Source organism: Halochromatium sp., from assembly GCF_054919635.1.
The window spans coordinates 1-6432 of the sequence record NZ_JBUDPI010000227.1; the positions used below are offsets into that span (position 1 = coordinate 1).

Sequence of the window (6432 nt, forward strand, 5' to 3'; positions counted from 1 at the left end):
CTCGAGGCGGGAGCCGGCCTCAACATCGCCGAGGTGTTGGAGATGACGGTGGCGGAAGCGCTCGCGACCTGTCCCGATCAACGCGATCTGCAGCGATCATTGCAGCCCCTGGTCGATGTCGGTCTCGATTACCTGCGCCTTGGCCAGCCTGTGCCAACCCTCTCCGGCGGCGAGGCACAACGGCTCAAGTTGGCCGGCCACCTGGCCAAGACCGCCCGTCGCAAGCCGAAGCGCCCCCGACAGCAGGGGGACGAGAACCGATCGGGCCTCCTCTTCCTGTTCGACGAGCCAACCACCGGGCTGCATTTCGCCGATATCGCGACCCTGCTCGGTGCCTTCCAGCGTCTGCTCGAGGCTGGCCATTCGCTGCTGGTCATCGAGCACAACCTCGACCTGATGCTGGCCGCCGACTGGATCATCGATCTCGGACCTGAGGGCGGAGACGGCGGCGGCGAGGTCGTCGGCTGTGGTACCCCACGCATGATCGCGGCGCTTCCTGAGAGCCACACCGGCCGCGCGCTGCGCGCCGCAATGACGCCGAGCCCGACCCCGAGTCCAACACCGAGCGCGCACGCCGCCGCCGAGCCATCGTCCAGCTACCTGGCCAAGCTGGCCAACGCGACCCAACCGGAAGGCGCGATCCTGATCCGTCATGCGCGCGAGCACAATCTCAAGGATCTGACCCTGTCGATCCCGCGCGATCGGTTCGTCGTGATCACCGGCGTCTCGGGCAGCGGCAAGAGCACCCTCGCCTTCGACATCCTGTTCGCCGAAGGCCAGCGCCGCTATCTGGAGTCGTTGAACGCCTACGCGCGGCAATTCGTCCAGCCAGCGGCCCGCGCCGATGTGGATGCCATCTTCGGTATCCCGCCGACGGTCGCGATCGAGCAACGCAGCAGCCGCGGCGGGCGCAAGAGCACGGTCGGCACCGCCACCGAGATCCATCATTTCCTGCGCCTGCTCTACGTGAAGCTTGGCGTCCAGCACTGTCCCCAGTGTCAGATACCCATCGAGCCCCAAGGCCGCACCGAGATCCTGCAACGCATCAGCGAGGCCTTCCTCGGCCAGCAGGTCCTGCTGCTCGCGCCCTTGGTGATCGCGCGCAAGGGCACCTATGCCGAGCTCGCCGATTGGGCCAAGCGCCGCGGTGCCGAGCAGCTCTATGTCGATGGTCAGCTCGAGCCCGTCGAGCCCTGGCCCAAGCTCGATCGATTCCGCGATCACTGGATCGATCTCCCCTTCGAGCCCATTGCGATCAACGGCGCCGCCGACGGCCAGCTCTCCGAGCAGCTCGATCAGGCGCTCGGCATCGGCAAGGGGCTGGTGCGGGTTCTGAGCGGCCAGGCAGCGCCGCGTACCTATTCGATCCAGCGTACCTGCCCTGGTTGTGGCGCGGGCTTCGATGAGCCCGATCCGCGGTTGTTCTCCTACAACTCCAAGCACGGCTGGTGCCCGGCCTGCTTCGGTACCGGTCTCAAGCTGACCGGCTTCGACGCCGAGCAGACGGGGGAAGAGGCTCAATGGCTCCATCGCGACAATGAGCAAGACAGCTCAGCGGCGCCCTGCCCGCGCTGCCAGGGCAGCCGGCTGCGCCCGGAGGCGCTGGCGGTGCGCTTTCGGGGGCATTCGATCGCTGAGCTGTCGGCGCTCAGCGTCACCGATGCCAGCAGGCTATTCGCCGAGCTGACCCTGAGCGAGCGTGAGGCCGCCATCGGACGAGACCTGCTCGCCGAGCTAGGCTCCCGGCTCGGCTTTCTCGATCGCCTCGGCCTTGGCTATCTGAGCCTGGATCGCGGCGCACCGACCCTCTCCGGCGGCGAGGCACAGCGCATCCGGCTCGCGGCGCAGCTCGGCTCCAACCTGCGCGGCGTCTGCTATGTGCTCGACGAGCCGAGCATTGGCCTGCATGCACGCGAAAACCAGCGGCTGATCGCAACCCTGGGCGAGCTCAAGGACAAAGGCAACAGTCTGATCGTGGTCGAGCACGATGCCGAGACCATGCGATGCGCCGACGAGATCATCGACCTCGGGCCCGGTGCTGGCATCCATGGCGGGACCATCGTCGCCCGTGGCACTGCCCAGTCCCTCGCGGCGAATCCGGCTTCACTGACCGGACGTTATCTCGCACGAGGTGTGATTGGATCAGTGGCTGAGCAGGCCCAGGCCCTGGAGCCAGGCCAGGACTCGGTTGCCGAGCCCAGCCACTGGCTTCGCATCGAAGCGGCCTCGCTGCACAACCTGCAACGGCTCGACCTCTCCATCCCGCTCGCGCGACTGGTCTGTGTTACCGGTGTCTCCGGGTCGGGGAAGTCGACCCTGGTGCGCGACGTGCTGGGCGCCTCGCTCAAGGCCTTACTCAGCAATGCCCAAGGCGACAACCGCGGCACGCGCAGCCATCCCAGCAGCCGTCAGACCCGCAAGACCCTGACCGCTCATCTTCGCGGCTGCAGCGGCTTACACGGCTGGCAGGATCTGAGCCGCGTGCTCGAGGTCGATCAGACGCCGATCGGCAAGACCCCGCGCTCCTGTCCGGCGACCTACATCGGCATCTGGGATCGCATCCGCCGGTTGTTCGCCGCCGCGCCCGAGGCTCGCATGCTCGGCTGGGGACCCGGCCGATTCTCCTTCAATACCGGCGGCGGACGCTGCCCCGCCTGCGAAGGCCAGGGGGTGCAACGGCTCGAGATGAGCTTCCTGCCCGATGTGAAGCTCCCTTGCGAGGTCTGCGAGGGCAGCCGTTTCAACGCCGAGACGCGACGCATCCAGTACCTGGGCAAGGACATCGGCGCCGTCCTGGCGATGAGCGTCGATGAGGCCACGGAGCTGTTCCACGCCCACCCAAGCATCCGTCATCCGCTGGGATTGCTGCAGGCGGTCGGGCTCGGCTATCTCGCGCTGGGCCAAGCCAGCCCGACGCTCTCCGGCGGCGAGGCGCAGCGCCTTAAGCTGGTCACCGAGCTCGCCAAGGCCCGGCCCACGGCCGAAGGCCCGAGCAACCGCCCCACCCTGTATCTGCTCGACGAGCCGACCGTCGGCCTGCACATGGCCGATACCGAGCGACTGATCGGCGTGCTTCGACGCCTGGTGGCGGCGGGTCATTCGGTGCTCGTGATCGAGCACGATCTGGACGTGATCGCAGCTGCTGATTGGGTCATCGACCTTGGTCCCGAGGCCGGCATCGCGGGCGGACGGTTGATCGCCCAAGGTCATCCGACTGAGCTGATCACGCAGGGCGCCGGTTACACGGCCGAGGCGCTGCGTCAGTACGCGGCGGCCTGAGCGGGCTCGGGCTCGTCGGGCTCGGACTCGGGCCGATCAGAGATCGATGCTCAGGTTCTGCTCATGCGCCTTGCGCTTCAAGGCCTGGCGCCGCGATGGCAGCCAGACGGTCGGCTCGACCAGTCCGCGCCAGCCCCAGCGCAGCCAGTCTAGCAGCCGCCAAGCGAGCCAGAGCGCCCAGGCCAGCATCAGCAACCGATAGATCCAGATCGGTGCCGAGATCACCGTCACCGGCACGGTTTGCTCGCCGTTTCGGTCCAAGTACCAGCGCAGATCGGTCGCGCTCGAGCCGTTCCCAGCGACCTGCATCGATGGACTGCCGAGCAGCCCCTGTTGGACGGCTGCCAAGAGCGCAATCAATGCGACGATCGTCAGGAGGACCAACGCGACCTGGGTCAGGTTGAACCGCCAAGGGGCGATGTCGGCGCTGAGTCGCCGGCGTGCGCCAAGCGCAAGCAGCCAGAGCACCACCAATGCCCCGACCCAGATCGAGACCTGGCTGAGACCGATGCCGAGCAGCAGCCAGTCACCAAAGCCAAGCGGTGTCAAACGCGAGCGAGCCATCAGCAGCGCCGTGACGGCGATCACCAGCAGCAGCCCCCAGAACTGCACCGCCGGACCAATCCCGGGTCCGGCGGTCCATAGTAGCCAGCGATCGGTCCCAAGCCGTACCTCTGTCTCTGCGTTCACGCCGGCAACCCCGATCCTCACAGGTGCTGGCCGATAGACCCAGTCGAGCCCCGCTGGCGCGCGCCAGTCAAGCTCGATCCTCTGCGTGCCCGGCGTCAGTGCCAGGTCGATGGCACTGCCCTGGCGCGGCAATGGCCATTGCTGGCCCTGGACAATCAACCGCGTCGGCTCAGCGCCCTCGGGCAGCTGCAATGGGTGGCGGCCGCCCTGACTGCTGCGCAGGCGCAAACGCAGCTGGGCCTGGGTCCATTGGCGACCGGGCTGGAGCTGATAATGGCTGTGATCCAGGGTCAGCGTTGAGCCGGCGACCGGGCGCGGCCGCGATAGGCTCAGGTGCAAGACCTCACCCGGCCAGGGTCGGTAGGTTGGCAACGAGGCAGCGACACGCGAGCCTGGCTGAACCGCCGGCACACCCTCGGCACTGAGATGCCAGATCGGGCTTACCTGAAGGCGCCATTCCTCGGTGAGGCGCGGATCGGTCGCGGCGCTTAGCGCAAGCTGATCGACCGGACGCAGCACGGAGCTCCAGCGCATCCGTGCTCGCTCCGGCGGAAGCGAGACCAGAACCCCCGCCGCGTTGACTTGGGCCCCAGCGGTCGTCACCGATTCCCCGGGGATCAAGGGCACCCGCAGGGTCACCGACTGGCCCAGCGGGGAGAGTCGCTCGACCTCGGTCATCAGGACCCAATCCAGACCGAAGCGCAGTGTTCGCGTAACCTTCAGCAGCGGTGGCAAGGCCATCTCGGTCTCCGCCGCATCTGAGAATGGCCCTGAGGATGGCCCTGAAAATGACCCGGAGACTGGCTCTGACTGCACCCCTTGAGTCGGGCTGAGGGCCGGTACTCCAGCTGCGCCGGCTTCCCGGATCAGGCGCAGTTGATCACCAGGGACACCATCGACGCCAACGCCTTCCAGCCGCCAGACCGGATCGAGACGCGTCTCCACCAGGCGCGGGCGCAGCGGCAAGGGAATCTCGATCTGCTCGACCCCAGCCAAGGGACCGGATAGCAGCAGGAGGTGGCGACCACTCGGCACCGGCGCGGCAAGACCGCCGTCCTCAAGGCTCAGCAACCGATCCAAGGGCTCACCATCAAGCGTCACCCGTTCCGGCGACCAACCGCTGCGGGCGCCGGGCACTGGCAAGGCAACCGCTGCCGCGGCATCCACGGCCAAGAGCAAACGTAGCTGGCTCGCCGATGCGTCAAGCACGAGCTGGGCGATCTCGGCACAGCGCGGCACGCAATCGGGCGGCTCCAGCAGTCGCGCTCGGAGCTGTTCCAGCAGCGCTGGTGGCGGCATACTGTTCATCGGCAATCCAGGATCGGGCCAGACGCTGGGCACCGATTCGGGCCCTGGATCAGACGCCAACTCGACTCCCGATGTCGACGAGGATGCCGCAAGCGTCGCGCTGGGCGCGAGCCAACCGCTGGCGATCAGCCCAAACCCAGCGACGACAAGGAGAGAGACCTTGTCAGATCTGGGTCGCGTTGGCAGCAGATCGGCGAGGCGAAGCCCTAGCAAGGGCACCAACAACAGCGTGACGACCGCCAGGACGAGCGAGGCCGAAGCGGGCAGCAGCCAGAGCTGTAAGCGATGCGCTGGCGGCATCGGTCCCGTCCAGCTGAGCTCGAAACGGCGCCAGGTCCAATCCGGCACCCCGGCACCGGTCTGCAACTGCGCGCTCGGGTCCAGTCTGGGCAACGGCCTTGGCACTGAAGCGGCGCCCGTCCCCATCCGTGTCCCGGTCCCAGCCCGACCCTCGGCTGCGCGCTGCTTGCTCACTGCGGTCTCATCGACAACTGGAGCTGGTGCGGACTGAGGCAGCGCACTCAGCTCGACGTCGGCGAGCCCATCAGCGGTGCCCCGTCCAAGCGCCTGTTCCCCAACCAAGCCAGGAACGGACTGTTCCAGCTGCGGAAACAATCCAGCGCGCATTTCGTTGACCATAAAGGGGATCGCAATCAAGGCCAACGTCAGCAGCGCGAGCTGGTAGTAGAGTCGCACCGCGCTACGGAGCCAGCCTGGAATGCGCGGCGCCTCGGAGCCCGGGGCATTGACCGGCACCTTCGGCAACAGCCGCAGCAAGGCGGCGGCCGCGATCAGGTTCAGCCAAGCCAAACGCGGCGCACCGGGCGCCTGCCAGGTCAGGATCAGCGTCACGAGTGCCAGTAGCCCCCAAGGCCAACCCCAGATGCGCGCCACGGCGAGGGCGGCGATCAGCACGAGAAAGATGTCCAGCAGCGTCCAACGCGCGAGCCAGCTGTCGGGCAGATTATCGACACCGGCCACGGCGAGCAGATCCCATCCCGGCGGTAGCTCGAGCTGCATACCGACGCGCCTCAAGGGCAGGGCCCAGCCTGATCCTGGAACATCGAGCTGCCATCCAACTGGGCCAGTCTCGATGCGCGCATCGGCCGTCAGCTCGAGCTGCCCCCCACGCACCTCAACCCCTTCGCGCTCGTC

At 67.4% G+C, this 6432-nt stretch carries 1 protein-coding gene and 1 pseudogene; one reads left to right on the top strand and one right to left on the bottom strand.

Annotated elements, in window-relative coordinates:
* Positions 1 to 3279: pseudogene (locus ACY693_RS13215) on the top strand (excinuclease ABC subunit UvrA); the annotation flags it as partial.
* Positions 3280 to 3315: 36 nt separating this feature from the next.
* Here the strand turns inward: ACY693_RS13215 and ACY693_RS13220 are convergent.
* Positions 3316 to 6432: hypothetical protein (locus ACY693_RS13220; protein WP_462322294.1), on the bottom strand; the 3117-nt coding region annotated here is incomplete at its 5' end.